The following is a 20984-nucleotide window of genomic DNA, read 5'->3' on the forward strand; positions in this document are numbered from 1 at the left end:
TAGGTTTCCTGTCGCTGGGTCGATAGCGGTAGAAGAGATTCCTGTTCCTGTATCACCTTTCGCGCCGGTTTCGCCTTTCGCACCAGTGTCGCCTTTTACTTTTCCTGCATCAAATGTTCTTCCGTCGGTGTAGGTAATTATTAGGTTTCCTGTCGCTGGGTCGATAGCGGTAGAAGAGATTCCGGTTCCAGTATCACCTTTGTCTCCTTTTGAACCTTTTACATTACCTGCGTTATCGGTTGTTCCGTCAATATACTTAACGATTATATCACCAGTATCGGGATTGATGGTAATTTTAGAAATGGCCTTAATCTCATCGGCAGCAGCCATTCTGTGCCACTTATCAATGTGCCAGTAGTAATATCCAGGCGTAATATCTGAAACAGTAGCAGTATTGAATACTAACAGACTATTTATATTACCATTATACATTGTGGTTTCATCGCGACTTCCTGTAAGTGCTATCCTAGGAATCAATACACCTTTGTTTTTAGCATAAACTTCTAATTGAGAAGATTCAGATGTGGGAGTTACTTTTCCAACCACAACTTGCGAAAAAACGGTATAAGATCCTAGAATAAAAAACAATATTAATAATTTGTGTTTCATAGTAGAAATTATCGTTTAAATTTTTTGCAAATTTCTGTTCAAACTCAAGATTCTTTTGCTACTGCAAGTTTTTAAACTAGTATTTTAAGGTTTTTTTTTAAGGTTTTGATTTTTAGATATTTGTGTTTTTTTTGTTCGTTTTTAGATATTATTTTCATTGTTTTTAATAAAAGACAGAAGCAAAATTGTAAGATGTTAAAGAAGTTAATTGTGTAATTAATATTATTTTTGCCAGATGATAAAATGGATAACAAAACTGTTTTCATCAACACGAAAAGAAGAGAAGATAGAAGACAATACGAAACTGGAGGTACATGAACACCAACAAAACAATATAAAAAGCGTGAGTAAAAAATATTTAATCGTAGGATTGGGAAATATTGGCGCCGAATATGTAAACACAAGACACAATATCGGATTTAAAGTGTTAGACTTTTTAGCTAAAAAAGAAGGACTTTCGTTCGAAACCGTGAAATTGGGTGCTTTGGCTGAATATAAATTCAAAGGCAGAACATTTTTTCTGCTTAAGCCAAATACATATATGAATCTTAGTGGGAAAGCGGTAAAATACTGGATGGATAAAGAAAATATTCCATTAGAAAATATTCTCGTAATTACTGACGATTTAAATCTTTCTTTCGGGACAATTAGAATTAAGCCAAAAGGAAGCGACGGTGGCCACAATGGACTAAAAAACATCAATTTGGTTTTAAATACACAAAACTATACTCGTTATAGATTTGGTATAAGCGATCAATTTAAAAAAGGACAACAGGTAGATTACGTTTTAGGAGAGTGGAATGCTGAAGAAGAAGCAAAACTAACAGAACGTTTAGAAATTTCTTCAGAAATTATTAGAACTTTTGGAACGGCAGGTTTAGAAAATACAATGACAACTTTTAATGGAAAATAAAGATTTACAGTTGTTTATCTAATAAAAAAATAAATTATCAGTTAATTTAATTGAATTATAACGAAATAGTATTTTCAATTCCAAAGTTAAATGTCTAAATTTGGAATAAATTATTATAAACCATAAAAATTAGAAATATCATGGCTTTTGAATTACCACAATTACCTTATGCATACGATGCATTAGAACCACATATTGATGCGCGTACAATGGAAATTCACCATACTAAGCATCATAATGCGTATACTACAAATCTAAATGCAGCAATTGCAGGAACAGATTTAGAAGGAAAAACAATCGAAAATATCTTAATCAACTTAGATAAATCAAATGCAGCAGTTCGTAACAATGGTGGAGGTTTCTACAACCACAATTTATTCTGGACTGTAATGTCTCCAAATGGAGGAGGATTACCAACAGGAGATTTATTAGCAGCTATCGAAGCTTCTTTCGGAACTTTCGAAGAATTTAAAGCAAAATTTGCTAAAGCTGGTGCAACACAATTCGGTTCTGGATGGGCTTGGTTGACAGTTCAAAAAGGAGGGAAATTAGAAGTTGTAGGTACTCCAAATCAAGATAATCCATTAATGCCAGAAGTTGCTGGTCACGGTGGAACTCCAATCTTAGGAATGGACGTTTGGGAGCACGCTTACTACTTAAACTACCAAAACAGAAGACCAGATTATATTGAAGCTTTCTTTAGTGTAATTAACTGGACAGAAGTTGCAAGAAGATTTGCTTTAGATAAATAAGAAAATAGAGTAAAGAATAAAGACAAAAGACGAGTGCCGAAAGGTTCTCGTCTTTTTTTTTATCTATACATTTTATCTATACATTTTATCTATAATCTTTGTTCTATTTTCTTTTATCTATTCCCTCTAAAAAAAAGAAAAATAAAAAAGGTGGAATCTCTTCCACCTTTTTTGCCCCAAATCTACCATAAACTTAACCTACTAATGTTATGGTTTAGTAAAAGTAGTGAAGGATATTTCGAGTAGAAAAAAATTCAGATGAAATGTATTAATATCCGATAAATGGATTATAATTTATTAGGCTGTCCTTTTAAAGGAAAAATTTGGATAAAATAGCCTAAAGAGTCTATAATGAGGGATGTACGATAAAGATTATAAATAGTTCTCTTGTATGAAATGGTTCATTTTTTATTTTCTTTTCTAAAAAAGTTAAAATAAAAAAGGTGGAATCTCTTCCACCTTTTTTGCCCCAAATCTACCATAAACTTAACCTACTAATGTTATGGTATCTCAAAAGTATCATTGCTTTTCAATTTTACCAAACAAACAGGATGAACGGCAAAAAAAACCGATGAAATGCACAAATTAACCTTTTATTAATACTTTTTTAATAAGCTCTAGCGTCTTTTCCTTCGTAAAAATTCATAAAAGCACGGTTTACAACTCGATTTCCACCAGGAGTAGGATAATCTCCAGTGAAGTACCAATCCCCTAAATTTTTAGGACACGCTTTATGAAGATCTTCTACTGTTTGGAAAATGATTTTCACTTCAGCATTGATCTCTGGAGAGCTTAACATTTCTGCAATTTTATCTGAAATCTCTTCATCTGTAAATTGGCTGTAAATTTCTGTTACATAATTTACAACATCTTTATCTGCAAAATTTTCTTGAGCTTTACATTTTGCATAAACTTCGTCTACAATATGGTAAAGATTTCTTTCTTTTAATAAAGCAAGTGCTGCTCTAAAAGCAACTAAACCTTCTAATTTCGCCATATCAATTCCGTAACAATCCGGATAACGAATTTGTGGTGCTGATGAAACAATTACAATACGTTTTGGTTTTAAACGATCCATCATTTTAATGATGCTCATTTTCAATGTAGTACCACGAACGATACTGTCATCGATAATAACCAAATTATCTTCTGGTTTGATTACGCCGTAAGTAACATCATAAACGTGAGCCACTAAATCGTCACGGCTGCTGTCTTCTGTAATAAAGGTTCTTAGCTTAGCATCTTTAATTGCAACTTTCTCTGTACGTATTTTTACAGCTAAAAGTTCCTGAAGTGTTTCAGCAGTAAGTGTATTTCTATTTTCTAAAATATAATTGTTCTTTCTCTGATTCAAGAAATCCTGAGCAGCTTCAACCAAACCATAAAATGAAGTTTCTGCTGTATTTGGAATATAAGAGAAAACAGTGTTATCTGTGTCGCTATCAATTGCTTTAAGAACGGCTGGCAAAATTAATTTACCTAAGTCTTTACGCTCTTGATAGATTTCAGCATCACTTCCTCTTGAGAAATAGATTCTTTCAAACGAACATGCTTTTTTAACAGTTGGTTCCAAAATCTGATTCATGGTAACTCTTCCGTTTTTCTTGATAATCAAGGCGTTTCCTGGGTCAATTTCCTGAACGCTTTCAAAAGGTACATTAAATACAGTTTGAATAACTGGTCTTTCAGAAGCAACAACTACTACTTCGTCATCTTGATAAAAGTATGCTGGACGAATTCCTGCTGGGTCTCTAAAAACAAATGCGTCGCCATGACCTAATAATCCAGCCATTGCATAACCTCCATCTAAGTTTTTAGCCGAACGAGCTAAGATTTTTGCGATATCTAAACGTTCTGCAATTACTGGAGAAGCATTTCTTTTAGAATATCCTTCAGCTTTACAGTCTTGGTACAATTGCATTACTTCTTTATCTAAGAAGTGACCAATTTTTTCCATTACAGTAACCGTATCAGCCATTTCTTTAGGGTGCTGTCCAAGTTCAACAAGGTTTTCGAAAAGTTCTTTAACATTTGTCATATTAAAGTTTCCGGCTAAAATCAAATTACGGTGCATCCAGTTACTTTGACGTAAAAATGGGTGAACACTTTCGATGCTGTTTTTTCCGAAAGTTCCATAACGAACGTGTCCTAGAAACAATTCTCCAACATATGGAATTTCAGATTTGATTTTATTAATATCATCACCAATTTCTGGATTTGCTTTTAACTCTTCGCTGATTCTTTCATTGATTTGTTTAAAAACGTCTTGTATTGGCTGTGAGTGATTTGAACGAACTCTGCTTATGTAGCGTTGTCCAGGATCAACATCCAATTTAATACTTGCAAAACCAGCACCGTCTTGTCCACGGTTGTGCTGTTTTTCCATCATTAAATACATTTTCTGAATTCCGTAAAATGCAGTTCCGTATTTTTCTTTATAATATTCAAGCGGTTTTAGTAGTCTAACTAAGGCTATACCACATTCGTGTTTTAAAGCGTCGCTCATTGTTTTTTGTTATTTGTGTGTTGTTGTAAGTTGTGTGTATTAACGTAATAAAAAAGCCCCGTTTTATCGAGGCTCTTAGGCATTATATTTCTATGTCAAACTGAGTTAACGACTTAAATTGCTGTAATCGAATCGCTACTTCGGCTTTGCTTAAATTTTCCATCCTTTCGGTTCCAAATTTCTCCACGCAGAACGAAGCTAAATTTGAACCGTAAATAATTGCATTCTTCATGTTTCCAAAAGAAATGTTTTCGCTTTGCGCAATAAATCCAGAAAAACCACCTGCAAAAGTATCTCCCGCTCCTGTTGGATCGAAAACTTCTTCTAATGGTAAAGCTGGTGCAAAGAATACTTCTCTATTGTGGAATAAAAGCGCTCCGTGTTCTCCTTTTTTGATCACCACATATTTTGGTCCCATATCTTGGATTTTAGCAGCTGCTTTTACTAATGAATATTCACCAGAAAGTTGTCTTGCTTCTTCGTCATTGATTGTAATAACATCTACACGTTTAATAACGTCTAATAATTCTGGAAGAGCGCAATCCATCCAAAAGTTCATTGTATCTAAAACAACTAATTTTGGTTTTTTCTCCATTTGGTCTAAAACACTGCTTTGTACTAACGGATGTAAGTTTCCTAACATCACAACATCAGCATCTTTATAGTTTTGAGGAACTTTTGGCTGAAAATCAGCTAAAACATTCAACTCCGTTACAAGAGTGTCTCTAGAATTCAAATCGTTGTGGTATAAACCGCTCCAGAAAAAAGTTTTTCCTCCTTTTACAATTTCGATACCAGAGATATCGATATTTTTTGAAGTTAAAAGATCTAAATGTTCTTGAGGAAAATCGTCTCCAACTACAGAAACAATAGCCGATTGTAAGTTAAAAAATGACGCTGATAATCCGATGTAGGTTGCAGCACCACCTAAAATTTTATCTGTTTTTCCGAAAGGAGTTTCAATCGCGTCGAAAGCAACTGTTCCAACAATCAATAGTTTATTCATTTTATGAATTTCGAATTAGGGTGCAAAGATACTTCATAAGTTACAATCTTGCAACGGTTTAGAGTCTCAAAATTTTCTTAAAAAAAAGAGAACGATTTGTGATTGAAATTACTGTAAATGAATAGGTTAAAAACTGTTTTTAATGAAGGTCAAAATAGGTTTTTCAGAATTAATCTGCAAGTTTTTCGAAAATAATTGCGAATATTTTACAAGTTGAACTTCTTATCAAAATAATTCTTTAAAACACCAATTTGAACCAATGCCATAAAAGGTACAATTAAAATAGCATACAATAAGGTTTTTGAAATATGGATTCCAGAAATAACCGCAGAAATTTTATCTGTGTACGATTTTCCTATTTCTAAATTATTTTGAGTTCCTGCAAAAAACACATTATAAACAATTAAAATAGCCAAAGCAACTCCAATAAAAACCCATGTTGTAATAGAAATCAAAGGTTTGTAAGGTTTGATTTTTGCTTTTTCGGCAACAAGAATTTGCGACATTAAATTTGAAGTAAAGTCAGCAGATGGCGATTGCAAAGTGTTTTCGGCCATCATTTTCTCAATAAGATTTTCTAAGTTTTTATCTTCCTCTTTCATAATACTCTACTATTTCGGGTTCTAACTGCTTTTTTAAAATAACGGCTAATTTTTGTCGGCTTCTAAACAATTTGACTTTTACGTTATTAGAGTTTAGGTTCATTATTTTTCCAATTTCCTCTAAATTCTGATCTTCAAAATAAAATAAAGTCAGCAGAAAATTATCTTCTCTTGGTAACAAATTTAAGCAATTTTGAATTGCCTGCTTTCGTTCTTTATCTTCCAAAGCGCTCAAAGCATTGTCCATTGTTTTGACCAAATGCGATGAAAATTCATCTATAGAAATATTTAAATCTTCTTTTTTGTTTTTCTTCAAACGATCTAAACAATTATTATAGGAGATTTTATAAATCCATGTTGAAAATTTAGAATCGCCTTTAAACTTATTTAAAGAATTAAATACCTTAATAAAAGTATCTTGTGCGGCTTCTTCAGCTTCTTCTCTGTTTTTAACCATTTTGAGCGACAATGTAAAAATCATATCCTTATAACGATCAACCAGCACGGCAAACAAATTTGTCTCGCCCTGCAGAATTCTATCGATATAATGTTGATCATTCATTGTACTCATATTATATAGGACGACAGTTTGTTGTTTTAGGTTACAGTGAAATGAAATAAAAATTCAAAAATTCCAAATTCCAATTTTGAGCTATACATATATTATAGCGTGAACTTTGTCAAAGTTTAGAGTTTACAAATTATTGCTTATTCAAAATTAATTGATTATCAGTAAGTTTTGGAATTTGGAATTTAAAAATTGAAATTTTTTTTAGAATCTTGTAACCTCAATTTAAAAGGTGTCGTCCTATGGAGTATCAATCAATTATAAAAACATAAAAATTATGGGACCACAAGTTTTAGTACCGTTTAGTCTTTTCGCAATGATATTTGGGATTGTCTATCTTTTTTACTCAACAAGAAATAGAGAACGTTTAGCTCTTATAGAAAAAGGGGCAGATGCCAGTATATTTTTAAAAGGAAGAACAAAGGGAAGTTCGGCTTGGAAAATTTTTGTTGTAAATCTAGCTTTTCTATTAATAGGAAGCGGTGTTGGAATTTTTCTTGCCTTAATAATCACAACCTATACTTCTCTTAATGATGGAGCTGTATATCCTTCAATTATTTTTATAATGGCAGGTATCGGACTTTTGATCGGATTTAAAACGGCAAAAGATTTAGACAAAGAAGAATAAGAGCTTTAAGTTAGAAAAGAAAAACGCATCAAATAGTTGATGCGTTTTTTTTATTCTTTAGATCCGATGGTCTCGTAATAAACATCTACAGAAAGTTTCGGCTGTTGTGATGCCATAACGGCCAATTGATCACAACGTTCGTTTTGTGGATGATTGTTGTGACCTTTTATCCATTTAAAATCTACTTGATGTTTTCTGTATGCGATTAAAAAACGTTTCCATAAATCTGGATTTTTTTTATCCTTATAGCCTTTTTTTTCCCAGCCGAAAACCCATTTTTTTTCGACTGAATCTACGACATATTTAGAATCTGAAACTATAAGCACTTTCATGTTTGGGTTTTTCAGTTTTTCTAAACCAACAATTACTGCCAAAAGTTCCATTCTATTATTTGTAGTCAAACGAAAACCTTCATAGAATTCTTTTTTATAAGGAGTGCCAACCAATTCCATGACTACTCCGTAACCCCCATTGCCAGGATTTCCTTTTGCCGCGCCATCTGTATATATATGTACTTCGTGATTCATTATTATTTATCTGTCAATGAAATTGTTTTTATAAGATCTTCAAAAAGCAAACTGTTATCTTCTTTGCCAATTTCTTCTATAAAGTTTAAAGAAATATAGTAACCGTTTTTAAGTATATAATAACTTCTGCTACATATATTAAAAGAGTTATTTTCTTGTTTGAGACGAAACTGAACCGAAAACTTGACGACTTTTTTTCCTGAAATCTCTACAACAGAAGGCGTGTCAATGTACTTAAAATCATTCAATGTTTTTTTTAGGTCTTCGCCAGATTGTTTAAGCTGACTTGCAAATTCTTGAATGTTTTTTGTTTTAACCTCTTGTGTTCTAATTTTTATTGTCGGAATTATTCCAGGATAAGTTTTAGGATCATATTTAACTAATGTTGCTAAACCTATAGAAGCATTAGTAGATTTTAATAAAGTCTCTAACTGTTTATCTGTAAAATTATAATTATCCAGATTTTTCAACACCTCTTCATTGCTGGTAAAAATCCATTTTTGTGGAATATCTATAGAAAATCCAATTCTCTTTATTTCTAATTTTTCTTGTGCATAAAAATTAGAAAAGATTATAAATGATATTAAGGTAAGGATAATTTTTCTCATGAAATTATTCCCCTAATATTCTATGAATAACCTCTGGAAAATGTTTTTGTTCCAATTCATGAATCTTCTCTGCAACTGTTTCTGGAGTATCTTCATCCGTTAATGCCACATTTGCCTGAAAAATAATTGCTCCTTCATCATAGTTTTCATTTACATAATGAATGGAGATTCCAGTCTCTTTTTCCTTGTTATTTACAATTGCTCTATGAATGTGCATTCCGTACATTCCTTTGCCTCCATAATTAGGTAAAAGCGCTGGATGAATGTTTATTATTTTATTTGGATACTGTTCAATTATGTTCTCAGGAAATTTTAAAAGAAAACCAGCAAGAACTATCAAATCCGGGTCGATTTTTTGTATTTTTTGTAAGACATTACGCTCTAAAAGTTCGTTTTTTGAGAAGATTTCGACAGGAATTTGATGATTTTTTGCTCTTTCGATCACTTTTGCCGAAGCATTATTTGTAAAAACAGAAACCACCTTTGCAATTTCGATATTCGAAAAGTATTTTATAATGTTCTCTGCGTTAGTTCCTGATCCTGAGGCAAAAACGATAATTTTTTTCATAAAGTTGTGTGTTTTGAGACTGCAAAAAACGGAATAAAAATCGAAAATAAATAGCTTTGAAAGACCTTTCTTGAAATTAATTTTATAAATTAGTGTTACATTTATAAACTAAATAGTTGTTTTAAAATAAAGTTTTTTATTTTTGCCAACAAATTAAATTCTAAAATTAAAGATTATGTCAGACATTGCATCAAGAGTAAAAGCGATTATCGTAGACAAATTAGGTGTTGACGAAAACGAAGTTGTAACAGAAGCAAGCTTCACTAATGATTTGGGAGCTGACTCATTAGACACTGTTGAGCTTATTATGGAATTCGAAAAAGAATTTGATATTCAAATTCCAGACGATCAAGCAGAAAACATTGCTACTGTTGGTCAAGCTATTTCTTATATCGAGGAAGCTAAAAAATAATAATACCACACCCGATTTTTAAAAATTCCAAATTTAAATTTCCAAATCCCAAAATTGGAATTTGTTTTTTGAAAAATTGGAATTTTTAAAATCGGGTGTTATTATTTTTTTAAATTTAAAAGTTCGATTGATTTTCAATCAAAAAGATATATTTATATTGTAATTCCCATGGCTCTTACGTAACAAATAGTTAAGAAAGCGTGGGTTTTATTTGTTTAAAGTACAAAACACATATTTATGGCATTAAGGCGAGTTGTTGTAACAGGATTAGGTGCACTTACTCCTATCGGGAATAATATCCAAGAATATTGGGATGCACTTGTGAATGGGGTTAGCGGAGCGGCTCCTATAACATATTATGATACAGAAAAGCATAAAACGAAATTTGCCTGCGAAGTGAAAAACTTCAATATTGAAGATTACATGGATCGCAAGGAATCTCGTAGATTAGATAAATTTGCACAATACGCTATTGCTGCTAGTGATGAAGCTATTAAAGATGCTGGAATTACAAATGATAACGTAAACAAACAAAGAGTTGGTGTTATCTGGGGAGCAGGAATTGGAGGTTTAGAAACTTTCCAAGAAGAGGTATTGTATTATGCAAAAGGTGATGGAACTCCAAAGTTTAATCCGTTCTTTATTCCAAAAATGATTGCCGATATTGCTCCTGCGCATATTTCTATGCGTAATGGTTATATGGGACCAAATTATACTACGGTTTCTGCTTGTGCGTCTTCTGCAAATGCATTAATCGATGCTTTCAACTACATTCGTTTAGGAATGTGTGATGTTATTGTTTCTGGTGGTTCTGAAGCTGCTGTAACAATTGCAGGTATGGGTGGTTTCAGCTCAATGCACGCTTTATCTACAAGAAACGAAAGTCCAGAAACAGCTTCAAGACCTTTTGACGCAACTAGAGATGGTTTTGTTTTAGGAGAAGGAGCAGGAGCTTTGGTTCTTGAAGATTACGAACACGCTAAAGCAAGAGGTGCAAAAATCTATTGCGAAATTGGCGGTGGCGGAATGTCATCTGATGCTTACCATTTAACAGCACCACATCCAGAAGGAATTGGAGTAATTGCAGTAATGGAAAATACTTTAAGAGATGCAGGAATGACTCCAGATCAAGTTGACCATATTAACACTCACGGAACTTCGACTCCATTAGGAGATGTTGCTGAGTTAAAAGCGATCAGTGCAGTTTTTGGTGATCATGCTAAAAATATCAATATCAATTCAACAAAATCAATGACAGGACACTTACTTGGTGCTGCTGGTGCTATTGAAGCAATTGCTTCTATTTTAGCAATGCAACACGGGATTGTTCCTCCAACGATTAACCATACAGTAGTTGACGAAAATATTGATCCATCTTTAAACCTTACTTTAAACAAACCTCAAAAAAGAGAGGTAAATGTTGCTATGAGTAATACATTTGGTTTTGGTGGACACAATGCTTGCGTATTGTTTAAAAAATTAGCTGACTAATTTCTGTATATGAATATTATCAAAAAAATATTTTCTAAATCCCGTTCTCTAGAAGACGGGATTTTTTTTGACACTATTCAGAAAATTCTTGGTTTTCAGCCAACAAACATTGATTTTTATAGAAGAGCATTTACACATCGCTCGTCTAATAAGTTAGATCAAAATGGCCAGCCTATTAATTATGAGCGATTAGAATTTTTAGGAGATGCTATGTTAAGTGCTGTCATTGCTGCACATTTATTTAATAAAGCTCCAAATGGCGACGAAGGTTATTTAACCAAAATGCGTTCAAAAATTGTAAGCCGTGAGCATTTGAACGAATTAGGAAAGGATTTGAATTTAGTGCAATTTGTAGAGAGTAAAGTGCCAATTCAACATTTTGGAGAAAACATTCACGGTAATATTTTTGAATCTTTAATTGGAGCAATTTACCTTGATAAGGGATATACTTTTTGCGAGAAATTTATCGAGAAAAGAGTGGTTACACCTTATGTTGATATTGCTCGATTGGAGGGTAAAGTTATAAGTTATAAAAGTCTTGTTATTGAATGGTGCCAAAAAGAAAAAAGAGTTTTTCATTATGACATTTTTGAAGATAACGGAATAGACGGACAGCGTTTATTTGGTGTAAAGCTTAGTATTGATGATAAAGTTGTTGCAAGAGCGAGAGCAACTTCTAAAAAGAAAGCTGAAGAAAAAGCATCACAAAGAGCTTATTTTGCGTTTCAAGAAAAAATTGACAAGAAATAGCTGCAAAAATGTTGTAAGTATCACAAGGCTACATCGTTTTCGTTTATAATTTAACAAAACAAGCATGTCATAACTGTTGATGCTCCGTTTAGAAATAGTATATTTACAACTTGATTTTTCAAGACATGGCTATTCATAAATTGGATTTAGACGAATTTGACGAAATTGATTATTATTTAATGGCAATTCATACTTCATTAGAAGATTATAGATTAGCCTATTTTATCAATAAAATCCTTCCGATAAACTTAAGTAAGAGCAAAAACGAGATCCATGCTCAAACTAAGGAAGGTGAAGCAAATTTTTCCAGATTCTATTATTATGATGAAGAAAAAGCTGTTTCCTGGAATTTAATTCAGAATAAAAATGAAATCATTTCGGTGAGTACAAATGATTTTCAGAATTTGTTTTCTAATGAAACAAGTGAGGTTTCGACAACAATTCATTTACTTCCTGAATTTAAAAAAGTCGATTTTTTCCTGAAAATTGATAATAGCGAAGAGGCGCTTGATTTTTCAGAAATTCAACAAAAATTAAAAACAATCGAAAGTATTGCAGCAATTTATGCTGTTGATACGGACAATATAAAATCAAAAAACAATCTAATTTTTTAAAAAAAATGCTAACAAACAAGAAAACCAAAATTGTTGCTACACTTGGCCCCGCTTGTAGTACAAGAGAGATCATTAAAGATATGATCGAAGCAGGTGTTAATGTGTTTAGAATCAATTTTTCGCATGCAGATTACGAAGGAGTAAAAGAAAAGATTAATATCATCAGAGGCCTAAACGAAGAGTTTGGTTACACTACAGCAATCTTAGGAGATTTGCAAGGACCAAAACTTAGAGTTGGTGTAATGGAAGAAGGAACTGTTGTAAATGATGGTGATGAAATTACTTTTACAACTGCAGAAGATATTATCGGAACATCAAAAAGAGTGTTCATGAAATATCAAAATTTCCCAAATGATGTTAACGCAGGAGAGCGCATTTTGCTTGACGACGGTAAACTTATTTTCGAAATTGTTTCAACAGATAAAAAAACAGAAGTTGTTGCTAAAGTTATTCAAGGAGGAGAATTAAAATCTAAAAAAGGGGTTAATCTTCCAAACACAAAAATTTCTTTACCAGCTTTAACTGAAAAAGATATTGCTGATGCGATTTTCGCAATCGAGCAAAAAGTAGACTGGATCGCACTTTCATTCGTGAAAACTCCTCGCGATTTACAAGATTTACAAGAATTAATCGCTAAACATTCTGAGGTTAAAATTCCAATCGTAGCTAAAATTGAAATGCCAGAAGCTCTTGAGAATATGGATAAAATTGTAGCATATTGCGACGGTTTAATGGTTGCTCGTGGAGATCTTGGTGTTGAGCTTCCTGCTCACGAAGTGCCATTGGTACAAAAAGATTTGATCAGAAGAGCAAAAACTGCTAGAATTCCTGTTATCGTTGCTACACAAATGATGGAAACAATGATTACAAGTTTAACTCCAACAAGAGCAGAGGTAAATGACGTTGCTAACTCAGTAATGGACGGAGCAGATGCTGTAATGTTGTCTGGAGAAACTGCAACTGGAAATTACCCAGTTCAAGTAATTCAAAGAATGGCACAAATTTGTGAGGCTGTTGAGAATTCACCACTTATTCAGGTACCTCAAAATACGCCACAAATTAAAACAAACCGTTTTGTAACTAAAACAGTTTGTCACCAAGCAGCTTTATTAGCTAACGAAATTGAAGCTAAAGCAATTTGTACTTTAACAAACAGCGGTTATACAGCTTTCCAAATTTCAGCTTGGAGACCATCTACAGCTCATATTTTAGTATTTACTTCAAACAGAAGAATCTTAACACAATTGAACTTATTATGGGGAGTTAAATCTTTCTACTATGATAATGACGAAAGTACAGATGATACTGTAACAGATGTAAATCAAATTGCAGTTGAAAAAGGATATGCACAAAAAGGAGATTATTTAATCAATCTTGCTGCAATGCCAATTAAAGAAAAAGGAATGGTTAATACAATGAGAGTATCTCAAATCGACTAATATTTCTTTATACAATATTTCGAAAAGGGCTGTCTTAAAAGACAGCCCTTTTTTTGTTTTAATACTTTTTTAATTATTATTTCAAGTTTAAATTATAATAAATCAGGTTTCATTTGATCAACTATTTAGAAATTTCCATTCCGTTTTGCCATAAAACATACTTTAAATAGTTTTTAATACAAGTTTATCTAAAAAAACAATTAGAGCTATTTTCCTGCATATTTACTGTGTTTCATTTTGTAAAATGAAACATTTTGGTGCAAATTCTAAATTTTTGTTGTTTCATTTTATAATATGAAACAAGCTCATGCCGAATAAATACTGTTGTTCGCTTTTTTATTAGTTAATTTTGAGTCACTTAAAAAAAAGTTAAAAAATATTTTGTTTCAGATTTTAATTCAAAATGAATTTGAAACATATAGAAAAATGAAACTTTAATTAAGAGATATTTTTCGAAAGCTTACCCATAATTTCCCATTTGTTTTTTTGGATTTACGATCTCATACATATAACAAGAATCATTAACGAATTTTTATTATCATGAAACAAATCAAATTAAAATGCGGATTTATAAATACTATAATGGTATTTACACTACTGTTTTTTGCAGGAGTTTCTGTTACGGCTCAGAGCAAGAAACCTAATATTTTGATTATCTGGGGAGATGATATCGGTACAACCAATATAAGTGCTTATAGTGATGGACTTATGGGTTTCACAACACCTAATATTGATCGACTTGCGAATGAAGGATTACGGTTCTTACATTATTATGGAGAACAGAGCTGTACAGCGGGACGTGCGGCATTTTTAACAGGACAGCATGGTCTGAGAACCGGATTAACAAAAGTTGGCTTTCCTGGTGCACCAATGGGAATGAGCCAGTTAGATCCTTCTATAGGAGGAATAATGAAAAACCTTGGCTATGTAACAGGACAATTTGGTAAAAACCACGTTGGTGATCGTAACGAAAGCTTGCCAACAGTAAATGGTTTTGATGAATTTTTTGGAAATCTGTATCACTTAAATGCAGAAGAAGAACCAGAATTGCCAGATTACCCTAAAGATCCTGAATACTTGAAAAAATTTGGACCAAGAGGAGTTCTAAAATGTACTGCAACCAATGTTGACGATCCGACAACTGACCCTCGTTTTGGAAGAGTAGGAAAACAAAAAATTGAAGATACAGGCGCATTAACTAAAAAAAGAATGGAAACTGTAGATGACGAAACATCTGCAGCTGCAATTGATTTTATAAAAAGACAAAATGCTGCTGGAAAACCATTTTTCTGCTGGTTTAATTCAACTCGTATGCATTTCAGAACACATGTTAGAGCAGAACACAGAGGAAGATATACTCATGGCGACAGCGAATATATTGACGGTATGATCGAACATGATGAAACTATTGGAAGTATTTTAAAAATCTTAGATGATTTAGGAATTGCTGATAATACTATAGTCGTGTATTCTACAGATAATGGTCCTCATATGAATACATGGCCAGATGGTGCAATGACGCCATTTCGTTCAGAAAAAAACACGAACTGGGAAGGAGCTTTCCGTGTACCATGTATTGTACGTTGGCCTGGAGTTATTAAACCAGGAACTGTAACTACTGAATTAATGAGTCATAATGACTGGATGCCAACTTTAGCTTCTATAGCTGGTGAGCCAGATTTGACTAAAAAACTACTGACAGGTTATACAGCTAATGGCAAAAACTATAAAGTGCATTTAGACGGTTATGATCAAAGCGAATTTTTACGCGGTAAAACGAAAAAAAGTGCGAGAGATAAATTTTTCTACACAGACGATGATGGTCTCTTGGTCGCGTTGAGAGAAGGAGATTATAAATACGTTTTTGCAGAGCAGCGTTTAGAAGGTACAATGGGAGTTTGGGCAGAACCCTTTACGAAATTACGTTTGCAAAAAACATTCAATCTGTTTCAAGATCCTTTTGAAAGAGCAGATATCACTTCAAATACATTTTGGGACTGGCAGATGAATCATGTAGGTTCTATGTATGGTGCCATACAAGATGTAGTTGTTTTTGCCGAAACATTTAAAGAATATCCGCCTAGATCAATTCCGCCAAGTTTCTCAGCTTATACTATTATGGAAGAAGCCATAAAAGATATTAAAACAAAACAATATGTTGAAAAAAATGTATTGCCTAAAGTAAAAGAAGAAGCTCAAGAATCGGCCAAAAAGAAAAAATAATAATCCTATAAGAGACTCAGGCTGTTTGGTCTGAATCTCTTCCATAAAATAAAATCACCATGAAGAAAAGAATATTTATTTTATCAGCTGTCGTTTTATTTTTAGTTTCTTGTAAAAAATCAGAACCAGCAACTACAACTACGACAGAAACAAAACAAGCCGAAACAACTGTAAATGGTGATCCGTTACCAAGTTGGAATGATGGCGCTTTAAAAAAAGACATTATAGCTTATGTTGAAAAGGTAACCAAAGAAGGAAGTCCAGATTTTATTCCGGTAAATAACAGAATTGCCACTTTTGATAATGATGGGACACTTTGGGCCGAAAAACCTTTAGTTCAGGAATTATTTGCTTTTTACCGAGTAAAAAAAATGGTTGAAGCCAATCCTGCTTTAGCTCAAAAGCAACCTTTTAAAGCAGTATTAGAAAAAGATAAAAGCTATTTTGAAAAGGGTGGAGACAAAGCGCTTATCGAATTGGTAGCTTCTACTCATACCGGAATGTCTGAAGATGAATTTGAAACTTCGGTTACCGAATTTTTTAAAGATGCGAAAATTCCAGGAAAAGAAACAGCATTAAAAAATATACGCTATCAGCCGCAATTGGAATTGTTAAACTACTTGCGTGCCAACGGATTTAAAACATTTATTGTAACTGGAGGAACGATCGAAGTAGTTAGAGGCATCTCTGAAGATTTTTATGGTATTCCGAAAGAACAAGTGGTTGGAACTTCATTTAAGTATAAATATGATCCTGCTAAAAATGTAGTGATGAGAGAACCGGCTTTGGATCTTTTTAATGATAAAGAAGCAAAACCTGTAGGCATACAACTTCATATCGGGCAACGTCCTGTTTTTGCCTGCGGAAATGAAGGCGCAGGAGGAGATCTTGCCATGCTGAAATATTCTCAAGGCAGTAAATATCCATCTTTTCAAATGCTGGTAAATCACAACGATTCGATTAGAGAATTTAATTATCAGGAAAAAGATAATTTATCACTTAGTACAGCAGCAAAAAACAAGTACCATGTCATCAATATGAAAGACGATTGGAAGAAAGTTTTTGCGGACTAATGATCTAAAGGATTGTTTGCAGATTGACGATTATAGATTTGAGTTGTTTTTAATCAATAAAATGAAGTCGTATGAAATATTCTTTCCTCGTAATAATGCTGCTGTTATCAGTTCATTTTACAATTTCTGCACAAGAAGAAAAACCTGGAAACAGCGCGCAAGAGCTTGCAGATAAATTAGCGAACCCTGTAGCAAGTTTGATCAGTGTGCCGCTTCAGAATAATTTGAATTATGGAATTGGCCCTTATAATGGTGTAAAATACACTATTAATGTACAGCCAGTTATTCCCTTCAAATTAAGTGACAACTTAAATTTAATAAGCCGCTGGATTCTTCCTGTTGTAGATCAAAGAAATATTACAGGATTGAATACACACGAATTTGGTCTGAGTGATGCTACTGTTACGGCTTTTTTTGCTCCAAAAAGCGAAAAAATCATCTACGGAATTGGTCCCGCATTTTTAGTACCCACAGCAACAGACAAATTACTGGGAACAGAAAAATTTGGTGTTGGACCAAGTGTATTAGTAATGCATCAGGGAAAAGGTTTGTCGGTTGGTTTTATTGCCAATCAAATCTGGTCTGTTGCAGGAGCATCAGAACGTGCGGATTTTAATAGCTTTTATACACAGATATTTATGTCTCATAGTTATAAAAGTGGTGCAAACTGGGGAGTCAACGCAGAAATTACCCAAAATTGGGAAGCCAATACAACCTTAATTTCTCTCAATCCAATGATGGGAGGAATTACCAAATTTGGAGATCAGATTGTTCAATTTTCTGTACAGCCCTTAATTCCTATTGTCGGACATCAAGCCATAAAACCAGATTGGGGATTAAGAGCGGTTGTTGCTTTTGTCTTTCCAGGATCTTAAAAAAGTGAATTCATGAAAAAAGTACTTTTTATTATCGTCATAAGTTTGTTTTTTATCAGTTGTAAAAAAGAAAAATCAACGGTAGAAGCTTCGCCTGCAGCAGCAGAAAGTAATTCATCTCCAACAGATCAAGATATTATAGATGCTTATACTTATTTATATGGAAGATATCTTGTAATTCAGCAGGAAAATCATGATATAAATGTAGAAAAAGTTGGTTATAATAAGATCAAATATAATCCGCTGGGATCAGCACAGTTTGTAAAATTAAATGTGCCTAAAATAGAAGGACGTTATTATACCGCACAAATATTAGATGGCTGGGGAGAAGTTATTGTAAATATCAATGAGCGTAATTTTCCGAAAACGCCTTATGGAAAATTTGCATTGGTTTTAAAAGGCTCAAATCCAACTATTCCTTCGGGTGCTGTTAAAATTGAATTGCCATCTGAAAAAGCTAAAATGCTGGCAAGAGTTGAACTTAAAGGAACTTCGGCTACAGCCAAAAAACTTCAAGAGCAATTTACTTTTACTGTTCCAGATGGAATCAAAATCGCTCCACCAATAACAATTCCTGATTTTAGCCCAAAAGCGCCAATTGCAGGTGAAATATTTGATAAAGTAGAAGAAGTGCTGAATTCTTATCCTGATGTTATGCCAAAGGCAAAAGAATATCAAGAAAAAGCAATTATTGTTGGTGTTTATGCTAAAACAGATGAAAAGACAAAAGCACATGTTGATGAAGTTGTTAAAACAAAAGCAATACCTGCATTTTTAGCTGGAGCAAAAGGTTTTGGAACTCAAAAAGGAGGATGGTCTGTATCGTATGTTGCGGGAAAATTTGGCGATGATATTATGGCCAGAGATATTATTAATTATGGAGGTTTATGGGCAAATCAAATTGAGGAAGCCATTTATTTTGTTGGACTTACAGACAGCAATAAAGAACTTTTAAGCGGAGATAAAGTCTACGAAATTAAATTCGCCAAAGACCAATTGCCAGATGCTTTTGTAAATGCATTTTGGTCTATTACTTTATACAGCGTTCCAGATTATAGAGTAGTCGATAATAAACTAAAAAGATATAATCTTAATAATGTTTCTGGACTAAAGAAAAACCCCGACGGTTCTCTGAGCATTTGGTTGGCATCTTCATTGCCTAAAAATGCTATTGAAAGCAATTGGTTGCCAACTCCGGCAGGAAAAGGTTTTGCTTTAACAATGAGAATGTATGTTTCTAAGAAACCAGTTCTTGATGGACAATGGTTTCCTGCACCAATTGAACAGATAAAATAATTCCCTATAAATAAAATCAGACTCATGAAAAATCGATACTTATTTATTTCCGTCTTTTTTGCATTGATTCTTACGTATGGATGTAAAGAATCAACAATCAAAAATTCAGATACAGCAGAAACTGCTACACCATCTAGTTCTGATATAAAAATGGATGGAGATTTGCCTTCAAAAGAATCTATTTCGGCATTGTTTGACGAAATGGATTTACAACAGGCAACACAATCTTATTTATGGGGGCTTCCAATTGTGGCTTTCGCCGAATGGCAGCAACAACATTATAAAACATTCAATGCCACAAGCAATGATCTTGTATTGTATAACACTTATCATGACAGATTAGGAATTTTAACGGCAAACGCCACAACTCCCTATGTCATGTCATTTATAGATTTAAAGGCAAATGGCCCAACTGTTATCGAAATGCCCGCTGGAAAAACTGCCGGAGGACTTGGTGATTTCTGGCAGAGAGAACAAGCCACAATTGGCGAAATGGGCCCTGATAAAGGAAAAGGCGGAAAATATGTTCTAGTACCGCCAACTTTAAAAGATTTTAAAGCAGATGGATATTATATAATTCCATGTGCTACAGTAAATATGTTTTTTGGATTTAGAACATTAGACCCAGATCCAAAAGTAACAGAAGAATTGGTAAAAAAAGTAAAAATATATCCTTACGCCCAAAGAGCAAATCCGACTCCAACTAAAATAGTAAGCCCGCCTGCTGATAAAAATTGGTACGGAATCCAACCGTCGGGAATTAAATATTGGGAACGTCTTCATGCTATTTTGCAAGATGAGCCGGTTGAAGACCGTGACCGTTTTTTTATGGCTTGGCTAAAAAATTTGGGTATTGAAAAAGGAAAACCTTTTGCTCCAGACGAACGTCAAAAAAAGATTTTAATCGAAGCTGCCAAAAAAGGAGAACAAATGGCAATTGCTAATTCTTTTAGTAAGCGTTTTGCAGATGTAAAACATTGGCCAGATAAAAAATGGGATTATGTTATGATTCTTTCAGATCCTTCGCAAAGGACAGCCAATTATGATGAGTTTTTCGAAAGATCATCTTATTTCTATGAAGCGGTTACTTACTCAAAAGCGATGATGACCAAAATACCAAACGTAGGCCAAGCTTATTTAGGCGCTTATTTTGATAATAATGGAAATTGGTTAGACGGTGCTAAAAACTATACTTTAAATATTCCGGCAAATCCGCCTGCGGTTAATTTCTGGTCAATTACGATTTATGATTCTGCAACACGTTGTTTGATTGATAATCCGCAGAAAAATGCTGATTTGTCTTCTCGTAAAGACTTAATCAAAAATAGCGATGGTTCGGTCGATTTGTATTTCGGACCAAAAGCTCCAGCGGGAAAAGAGAAAAACTGGGTGCAGACTTTACCAGGAAAACACTGGTTTACTTATATGCGTTTCTACGGTCCAACGGCTGCTTATTTTGATAAAAGCTGGAAAATGGATGATATCAAAGAAGTGAAATAGAAAGATCATTTAAAATCAATTAAG

At 33.4% G+C, this 20984-nt stretch carries 20 protein-coding genes and 1 pseudogene; 13 read left to right on the plus strand and 8 right to left on the minus strand.

Annotated features, from left to right (window positions below; translation table 11 throughout):
• Positions 1 to 609 (minus strand): annotated as a pseudogene (locus HNP35_RS02970) (hypothetical protein); the annotation flags it as partial.
• A gap of 235 nt (positions 610 to 844) precedes the next feature.
• Here HNP35_RS02970 and pth point away from each other — a divergent pair.
• Both pth and HNP35_RS02980 read left to right on the plus strand, forming a co-directional pair.
• Complete coding sequence (gene pth, locus HNP35_RS02975; RefSeq protein WP_184158597.1) at positions 845 to 1522, plus strand: aminoacyl-tRNA hydrolase; 678 nt, start codon at positions 845 to 847, stop codon at positions 1520 to 1522.
• A 140-nt stretch (positions 1523 to 1662) separates the two neighbouring features.
• Entirely contained in the window at positions 1663 to 2274 is a 612-nt protein-coding gene (locus HNP35_RS02980) for a superoxide dismutase (RefSeq protein WP_132987705.1), read from the plus strand.
• Positions 2275 to 2881: 607 nt separating this feature from the next.
• Here the strand turns inward: HNP35_RS02980 and HNP35_RS02985 are convergent.
• The 4 genes from HNP35_RS02985 to HNP35_RS03000 form a co-directional block, all read right to left on the minus strand.
• Positions 2882 to 4780, minus strand: coding sequence for an amidophosphoribosyltransferase (locus HNP35_RS02985; RefSeq protein WP_184158595.1), 1899 nt, complete (start codon positions 4778 to 4780; stop codon positions 2882 to 2884).
• Between the two features lie 82 nt (positions 4781 to 4862).
• Positions 4863 to 5786 (minus strand): PfkB family carbohydrate kinase, encoded by a 924-nt coding sequence (locus HNP35_RS02990; RefSeq protein WP_091490398.1) that lies wholly within the window; start codon positions 5784 to 5786, stop codon positions 4863 to 4865.
• Between the two features lie 206 nt (positions 5787 to 5992).
• Positions 5993 to 6388 carry a hypothetical protein gene (locus HNP35_RS02995; protein ID WP_184158593.1) on the minus strand — a complete coding sequence of 132 codons (396 nt, stop codon included), beginning with the start codon at positions 6386 to 6388 and terminating at the stop codon, positions 5993 to 5995.
• Positions 6372 to 6959, minus strand: coding sequence for an RNA polymerase sigma factor (locus HNP35_RS03000; protein ID WP_184158591.1), 588 nt, complete (start codon positions 6957 to 6959; stop codon positions 6372 to 6374). Before HNP35_RS03000 ends, HNP35_RS02995 begins: the two co-directional genes overlap by 17 nt.
• A gap of 274 nt (positions 6960 to 7233) precedes the next feature.
• Between HNP35_RS03000 and HNP35_RS03005 the strand changes: the two genes are divergently transcribed.
• Complete coding sequence (locus HNP35_RS03005) at positions 7234 to 7584, plus strand: DUF6249 domain-containing protein (protein WP_184158589.1); 351 nt, start codon at positions 7234 to 7236, stop codon at positions 7582 to 7584.
• Positions 7585 to 7634: 50 nt separating this feature from the next.
• Here the strand turns inward: HNP35_RS03005 and rnhA are convergent, their stop codons facing one another.
• Genes rnhA through purN form a run of 3 tightly spaced genes read right to left on the minus strand, consistent with a single transcriptional unit; the run spans position 7635 to position 9287 of the window.
• Complete coding sequence (gene rnhA, locus HNP35_RS03010) at positions 7635 to 8111, minus strand: ribonuclease HI (RefSeq protein ID WP_184158587.1); 477 nt, start codon at positions 8109 to 8111, stop codon at positions 7635 to 7637.
• A gap of 2 nt (positions 8112 to 8113) precedes the next feature.
• Positions 8114 to 8719, minus strand: coding sequence for a hypothetical protein (locus tag HNP35_RS03015; protein WP_184158585.1), 606 nt, complete (start codon positions 8717 to 8719; stop codon positions 8114 to 8116).
• A 4-nt stretch (positions 8720 to 8723) separates the two neighbouring features.
• Positions 8724 to 9287, minus strand: coding sequence for a phosphoribosylglycinamide formyltransferase (gene purN, locus HNP35_RS03020; protein ID WP_184158583.1), 564 nt, complete (start codon positions 9285 to 9287; stop codon positions 8724 to 8726).
• A 175-nt stretch (positions 9288 to 9462) separates the two neighbouring features.
• Between purN and HNP35_RS03025 the strand changes: the two genes are divergently transcribed.
• The 10 genes from HNP35_RS03025 (at position 9463) to HNP35_RS03070 (ending at position 20960) form a co-directional block, all read left to right on the plus strand.
• Entirely contained in the window at positions 9463 to 9699 is a 237-nt protein-coding gene (locus HNP35_RS03025) for an acyl carrier protein (protein ID WP_007137004.1), read from the plus strand.
• A gap of 237 nt (positions 9700 to 9936) precedes the next feature.
• A complete protein-coding gene (gene fabF / locus HNP35_RS03030) occupies positions 9937 to 11190 on the plus strand; it encodes a beta-ketoacyl-ACP synthase II (RefSeq protein WP_184158581.1) in 1254 nt (417 codons plus the stop codon).
• 9 nt (positions 11191 to 11199) lie between these two features.
• Positions 11200 to 11940: a ribonuclease III gene (rnc, locus tag HNP35_RS03035; RefSeq protein WP_184158579.1), complete on the plus strand. Its 741-nt coding sequence runs from the start codon at positions 11200 to 11202 to the stop codon at positions 11938 to 11940.
• Positions 11941 to 12065: 125 nt separating this feature from the next.
• Positions 12066 to 12554 carry an IPExxxVDY family protein gene (locus HNP35_RS03040; RefSeq protein WP_184158577.1) on the plus strand — a complete coding sequence of 163 codons (489 nt, stop codon included), beginning with the start codon at positions 12066 to 12068 and terminating at the stop codon, positions 12552 to 12554.
• 5 nt (positions 12555 to 12559) lie between these two features.
• The gene (gene pyk, locus HNP35_RS03045; protein ID WP_184158575.1) at positions 12560 to 13993 is read left to right on the plus strand and encodes a pyruvate kinase; all 1434 of its coding nucleotides are present in this window, start codon (positions 12560 to 12562) and stop codon (positions 13991 to 13993) included.
• A gap of 540 nt (positions 13994 to 14533) precedes the next feature.
• Positions 14534 to 16216, plus strand: coding sequence for an arylsulfatase (locus HNP35_RS03050; RefSeq protein ID WP_184158573.1), 1683 nt, complete (start codon positions 14534 to 14536; stop codon positions 16214 to 16216).
• A 59-nt stretch (positions 16217 to 16275) separates the two neighbouring features.
• Positions 16276 to 17289 carry an HAD family hydrolase gene (locus tag HNP35_RS03055; protein ID WP_184158571.1) on the plus strand — a complete coding sequence of 338 codons (1014 nt, stop codon included), beginning with the start codon at positions 16276 to 16278 and terminating at the stop codon, positions 17287 to 17289.
• Positions 17290 to 17360: 71 nt separating this feature from the next.
• Positions 17361 to 18164, plus strand: a complete 804-nt coding sequence (locus HNP35_RS03060; RefSeq protein WP_184158569.1) for a hypothetical protein — start codon at positions 17361 to 17363, stop codon at positions 18162 to 18164.
• A gap of 12 nt (positions 18165 to 18176) precedes the next feature.
• Complete coding sequence (locus HNP35_RS03065; protein ID WP_184158567.1) at positions 18177 to 19460, plus strand: DUF1214 domain-containing protein; 1284 nt, start codon at positions 18177 to 18179, stop codon at positions 19458 to 19460.
• Positions 19461 to 19484: 24 nt separating this feature from the next.
• Complete coding sequence (locus HNP35_RS03070) at positions 19485 to 20960, plus strand: DUF1254 domain-containing protein (protein WP_184158565.1); 1476 nt, start codon at positions 19485 to 19487, stop codon at positions 20958 to 20960.
• Positions 20961 to 20984 lie beyond the last annotated feature (24 nt).

The organism is Flavobacterium notoginsengisoli (assembly GCF_014207905.1).
Taxonomy (GTDB): domain Bacteria; phylum Bacteroidota; class Bacteroidia; order Flavobacteriales; family Flavobacteriaceae; genus Flavobacterium; species Flavobacterium notoginsengisoli_A.

What these genes read in the sequence shown, in the direction of transcription:
- HNP35_RS03005 (WP_184158589.1), top strand. Translation starts at nt 7,234, where the DNA reads ATGGGACCACAAGTTTTAGTACCGTTTAGTCTTTTCGCAATGATATTT.
- HNP35_RS03065 (WP_184158567.1), top strand. Translation starts at nt 18,177, where the DNA reads ATGAAAAAAGTACTTTTTATTATCGTCATAAGTTTGTTTTTTATCAGT.
- HNP35_RS03060 (WP_184158569.1), top strand. Translation starts at nt 17,361, where the DNA reads ATGAAATATTCTTTCCTCGTAATAATGCTGCTGTTATCAGTTCATTTT.
- HNP35_RS02995 (WP_184158593.1), bottom strand. Translation starts at nt 6,388, where the DNA reads ATGAAAGAGGAAGATAAAAACTTAGAAAATCTTATTGAGAAAATGATG.
- HNP35_RS03040 (WP_184158577.1), top strand. Translation starts at nt 12,066, where the DNA reads ATGGCTATTCATAAATTGGATTTAGACGAATTTGACGAAATTGATTAT.
- rnhA (WP_184158587.1), bottom strand. Translation starts at nt 8,111, where the DNA reads ATGAATCACGAAGTACATATATATACAGATGGCGCGGCAAAAGGAAAT.
- pyk (WP_184158575.1), top strand. Translation starts at nt 12,560, where the DNA reads ATGCTAACAAACAAGAAAACCAAAATTGTTGCTACACTTGGCCCCGCT.
- HNP35_RS02985 (WP_184158595.1), bottom strand. Translation starts at nt 4,780, where the DNA reads ATGAGCGACGCTTTAAAACACGAATGTGGTATAGCCTTAGTTAGACTA.
- fabF (WP_184158581.1), top strand. Translation starts at nt 9,937, where the DNA reads ATGGCATTAAGGCGAGTTGTTGTAACAGGATTAGGTGCACTTACTCCT.
- HNP35_RS03055 (WP_184158571.1), top strand. Translation starts at nt 16,276, where the DNA reads ATGAAGAAAAGAATATTTATTTTATCAGCTGTCGTTTTATTTTTAGTT.
- purN (WP_184158583.1), bottom strand. Translation starts at nt 9,287, where the DNA reads ATGAAAAAAATTATCGTTTTTGCCTCAGGATCAGGAACTAACGCAGAG.
- HNP35_RS03050 (WP_184158573.1), top strand. Translation starts at nt 14,534, where the DNA reads ATGAAACAAATCAAATTAAAATGCGGATTTATAAATACTATAATGGTA.
- pth (WP_184158597.1), top strand. Translation starts at nt 845, where the DNA reads ATGATAAAATGGATAACAAAACTGTTTTCATCAACACGAAAAGAAGAG.
- rnc (WP_184158579.1), top strand. Translation starts at nt 11,200, where the DNA reads ATGAATATTATCAAAAAAATATTTTCTAAATCCCGTTCTCTAGAAGAC.
- HNP35_RS03000 (WP_184158591.1), bottom strand. Translation starts at nt 6,959, where the DNA reads ATGAGTACAATGAATGATCAACATTATATCGATAGAATTCTGCAGGGC.
- HNP35_RS03070 (WP_184158565.1), top strand. Translation starts at nt 19,485, where the DNA reads ATGAAAAATCGATACTTATTTATTTCCGTCTTTTTTGCATTGATTCTT.
- HNP35_RS02990 (WP_091490398.1), bottom strand. Translation starts at nt 5,786, where the DNA reads ATGAATAAACTATTGATTGTTGGAACAGTTGCTTTCGACGCGATTGAA.
- HNP35_RS03025 (WP_007137004.1), top strand. Translation starts at nt 9,463, where the DNA reads ATGTCAGACATTGCATCAAGAGTAAAAGCGATTATCGTAGACAAATTA.
- HNP35_RS03015 (WP_184158585.1), bottom strand. Translation starts at nt 8,719, where the DNA reads ATGAGAAAAATTATCCTTACCTTAATATCATTTATAATCTTTTCTAAT.
- HNP35_RS02980 (WP_132987705.1), top strand. Translation starts at nt 1,663, where the DNA reads ATGGCTTTTGAATTACCACAATTACCTTATGCATACGATGCATTAGAA.